Annotated in this window: 4 protein-coding genes; 3 read left to right on the top strand and 1 reads right to left on the bottom strand. The window is 33.4% G+C overall.

The genetic code is table 11. The features are described 5' to 3' along the window. Positions 1-455 precede the first annotated feature (455 nt). Together C200_RS10800 and C200_RS10795 are read left to right on the top strand one after the other, a co-directional pair. Positions 456-995: a peroxiredoxin gene (locus tag C200_RS10800; RefSeq protein WP_016211865.1), complete on the top strand. Its 540-nt coding sequence runs from the start codon at positions 456-458 to the stop codon at positions 993-995. An 84-nt stretch (positions 996-1,079) separates the two neighbouring features. Next, entirely contained in the window at positions 1,080-1,616 is a 537-nt protein-coding gene (locus tag C200_RS10795; protein WP_032126699.1) for a carboxymuconolactone decarboxylase family protein, read from the top strand. A 651-nt stretch (positions 1,617-2,267) separates the two neighbouring features. On the opposite strand, the gene C200_RS10790 is transcribed toward C200_RS10795, so the two are convergent. After that, positions 2,268-2,570: a hypothetical protein gene (locus C200_RS10790; protein WP_016211866.1), complete on the bottom strand. Its 303-nt coding sequence runs from the start codon at positions 2,568-2,570 to the stop codon at positions 2,268-2,270. A 449-nt stretch (positions 2,571-3,019) separates the two neighbouring features. On the opposite strand from C200_RS10790, the gene C200_RS10785 reads away from it, so the two are divergent. Next, the gene (locus tag C200_RS10785; protein ID WP_032126698.1) at positions 3,020-3,328 is read left to right on the top strand and encodes a helix-turn-helix domain-containing protein; all 309 of its coding nucleotides are present in this window, start codon (positions 3,020-3,022) and stop codon (positions 3,326-3,328) included. Positions 3,329-3,676: the final 348 nt, after the last annotated feature.

Raw genomic sequence — 3,676 nt, 5'->3', positions numbered from 1 at the left:
GTAGCTCTTTATTCATTCCTGATGAAATCCCTGTATCTATCAGATTTCATTATACATCGTTTATCATGTCAGTGCGTAAGGTGAGTAGATAAGAACACTTGCACAGCAAAGATTGAGCAAGCAAGAGAACAATGCCATAGCAAGTTACACACTGTTGTTCGACGTTCCTTGCTTTTCTTCTTTACATACAAAACCAGAAACCAGCCACTAGAAGAGGCCCTAAATGCCTTAGCAGAAGAAGATCCTATCTTATTTCCATAGAAAAATAAAAACAAGCTCCCCCTAACAAACAAAAATGACTCATACATTAACTACATCATCTTCAATCTAACTCAATAGATTTAATCTATCAACATTATAAAAAATAACAATTTCACATATCAATACAATTCAACGATACTAGGCCTATCGATAAGATATTAACCTTACGAATTAACAAATTGAGGATTTACAAGATGATTAGCGTCGGTCAAAAATTGCCAGAATTTAACGTTAAAGCAACAGTTTCTAATACACTCAATGATAATGCCTTCACTGAAATTACTGAAAAATCATATGCAGGCAAATGGAAGGTTTTATTCTTTTGGCCAAAAGACTTCACTTTTGTTTGCCCAACAGAGATCGCCGCATTTAATGACCTGTACAGCGATTTTGACGATCGTGACACGATTTTGTTAGGCGGCAGCACCGATAGCGAATTTGTCCACCTGGCGTGGCGCCAAAACAAAGAAGAGTTATATGATTTACGCTTCCCAATGCTTGCTGATGTTAAGCGTGAACTCTCAGCAAAACTTGGTATTTTAGACTCTGAAGAAGGTGTCTCACAACGCGCTACATTGATTATTGACCCAGAGAATATCATCCGCTTTGTCATGGTTACAGACCTCAATGTGGGTCGCAACCCACAAGAAGTTATTCGAGTACTCGACGCCTTGCAAACGGATGAGCTTTGCCCATGCAACTGGCAAGCAGGTGATCAAACAATCAAAGTCTAAGCGTAAATTTAAAGTTTAAGTTTAAAAGGCTTCAGCTGGGGCAACCCAGCCAGCACCTTTATCTTTTATTACTAGGAAAAAACCATGAATATCGATACATTGAAACAGTTAATGCCCTCTTATGCGAAAGATATTAAATTAAACCTCTCTGCTGTATTATCAGAACAAGGTGCACCTGGATTAACCCTGAATCAGATTGCTAGCATTAGCCTTGCCTCAGCTTTTGCAACTAAAAATAATACAATTATTACTGAAATTTTAACTGCTGCCCGCGAACATATATCAGATAATGAACTTGAAGCAAGTAAACTTGCAGCCACATTGATGGCCATGAATAATATTTATTATCGCTATGTTCACCTAGCTTCCAGCAAAGAAGTCACCAGTCTACCGGCAAAATTACGCATGCAAGGCATCATGAACCCTGGTGTAGATAGCATTGATTTTGAATTATATTCTTTAGCAGTGTCTGTCATTAATGGCTGTGGTATGTGCATGGATTCACATACTAAACAATTACTCAAACATAACGTAAAACCTGAAGCAATTCAATCAAGTGTTCGTATTGCCAGTGTTATTCATGCTGCAAGCCAAGCGGTTAGCATAGAAAAATCCTTATAATACCTAATCATTAAAATCACACACTATTAATATTAAAAGGGGGAATCATACTCTTCTTTTATTATTACTATAATACTAATATAAGTTTATACGAGTGAAAATAGTTTATTTATTTTAAAGTCAGTGATTAGCAACTATAATTTTAATATTGATTAACAAGGAGAGTCTTATGCAGTGTCTTTCTATCTCTAAAAAGATCACACAATTTCTTAGCAGTTTTTTTAATAGTCATTCAAATAAAATTTTTTTAATTACAAAAAACTTTCAAGTATTAACTATCCAAGAAAAGAAAGAGGCTTGCAATCATATTAATAAATTTAATAAAAAACAAACTTAAATTTAAAATGAGAAGCTGACATCTAATACAGTTTTTAAACAACTTTTAAGGTCAGTCAACAACTATCACAAAATTGATTTAAATTAGGACTAATTCATCTTAAATACGAATATCACACAATATTATTCTAAGAGTACGATATAAACACTAATCAATTCGCTGTTTCGTACCACTCAGTAAACCAAGAAAGTCGATCTTTCATATTATGACCATCGTTAGAAGTATTACAATTTCTAAGCGCTGAAAAATATCAAATTTTAAGTAGAATGCTCCCACTATAAAATAAATGACCAATTAATGACTAAAATCACAAATTATTGAAAAAAATTTTTTGGCATTGTTTTTAGATCAAGCTTTCCACTCTCTGTATTAAAGAATTTATCCACGCCCTGATGAATTTTATCTTTCACAGCTTCTAGCCAAATTTCTTTATGCTCAAATTCCTGATAGCTCATACAAAAATCATGCATGGCTTTAGTTGTAGTTAAAATAACAGTCTGACAAAATGATAGAAATACCTCATCACTAATCATTTGTGGTTCTAATGAACGTAAAAAAGGCATCACTTCCTCGTTAACAATAACATCAGCTATTGTCTTAGCTTGTTTTTTATCCATAGTATTCCTATTTTGGTGAGTATGTTTTTAAGGCTGTCTGGTAAACATGGTTAAAAATAACAAAAAAAGTTAATAGATCGTTGACTTAATCTCCCTGACTAGCCCCATGCGTTTTATGCAAAATGCTTTAAACGTTTATCAAACATTATTGCTACAAATCCTAAGATATATTCACGTTACACCTTCCCTATCCCTATGTGACCCTAAAAAAACACAGCTAAATTACAGCTTACTACTTCTATATTATTCGTGCTCACTCCCTGATAATTTCATTAACATTCCCGTATTTATCTTAGTAAAGACATTAAATCCGATCAAGGTTCAATGTTATATTTGCGTTGTCTTTTTGTCAGCAGCACCAATGAATTCATGCTATTGACAATACATTAGCAAATCAATAAGATGAGATGCACTCGTATCTACAGCATTTAAAATTAAAAGGGAATAAAATGCCAGCACTCGCCTCTTTAAAGGATATTCATGAAAGAAGAGTAAAAAAGCTAAACATACTGATAAAAGAAAGAAATATACCATCTTTAAGGAGTTTATGTAAAAACGTAGGCATACAGCCTTCTGTACTTTCCAGGATGTTATCAAATAATACACTCGCTGAAAAACATGCAAGAGCTATTGAGCAATATTATTATTTGCCTGAGCTATGGTTAGATATAGAAGAAGAAACGCAGTCTTGGAATGTCCCGGGCTTTTTTTTAATGATTATAAAGAAAACAACATTACATCTCCCGCATTTTATATAAAAAAACACACAAAAAAATCAAGTTTCTATATTAAACTTAATGGTAATATAGGGATTTTATCTGCTGGATTTTATCTACTATTTTCTCCAACAAAGTCTATACAATGCATTAAATATGACGACATCTGCATTATAAACAATAAAAAAAATAAAAACATAGAAATCTCTCAGTTTAAAATTACAAATTTTGAAATTTCTAATACTTCAACACCTATTTGCATGTCTCAACCTATCGCCAAATGTATAGCAATAGAAATTTAAGCCAAAGAATTTAACGTAAGCGTCGCTACCTCGGTAGGTATTTTGCACATCCAATGATGCAAAATCGCCGAGCAAAACGCGACGACTA

Source organism: Piscirickettsia salmonis LF-89 = ATCC VR-1361 (assembly GCF_000297215.2).
Lineage (GTDB): Bacteria > Pseudomonadota > Gammaproteobacteria > Piscirickettsiales > Piscirickettsiaceae > Piscirickettsia > Piscirickettsia salmonis.
This window is presented reverse-complemented; position numbering and strand designations above follow the sequence as displayed.